Source organism: Pseudomonas sp. EA_65y_Pfl1_P113 (assembly GCF_963970525.1).
Lineage (GTDB): Bacteria > Pseudomonadota > Gammaproteobacteria > Pseudomonadales > Pseudomonadaceae > Aquipseudomonas > Aquipseudomonas tritici.
Map to the genome: position 1 here is coordinate 1 of NZ_CAXAQM010000418.1, position 498 is coordinate 498.

A 498-nucleotide genomic window follows, 5' to 3' on the forward strand; every position below is an offset into this window, starting at 1 on the left:
GGACCGATCGCCAGTGCCGGAACGGTGATCGAGTCCTATGGTTCGACGAGTCTCGTTTTGGCCGGAAGCAATTTCTATTTCAATCCGGTCTCCGGTGGTACCGGTCCGCAGCTCAAATACGGCGGAGCGGCTTTCTCGGCTGCAGCCCTGAACGGATGGGCGATCATCGGAGCGGAGCAGACCGGCGGTGGCTACGAGGTTGCTCTGCATTCCCTGAGCAGCGATCAGTACACGGTCTGGAACACCGACAGCAGCGGCAATGTGATCGGCAACGGCACGGGTGGAGTGGTGGCCGGCGCGAGCTCGGTGCTGCAGGCGCTGGAGCCAAGCTTTCAACAGGACCTGAACGGTGACGGAACGATCGGCACGATCGCGACTGTCGGGCCGACCACCGGCGGCGGCACTGTCATCGAATCCTACGGCGCCACCAGTCTGGTGCAGCTCGGGAGCAACTTCTATTTCAACCCGGTGGCGGGGGGCAGCGGCCCGCAGCTGAAG

At 63.5% G+C, this 498-nt stretch carries 1 protein-coding gene; it reads left to right on the forward strand.

What is annotated here, in order from left to right; all coding sequences use genetic code 11:
- On the forward strand, nt 1–498 hold a 498-nt coding region (locus AACY52_RS30355), incomplete at both ends, for a hypothetical protein (protein WP_339561388.1).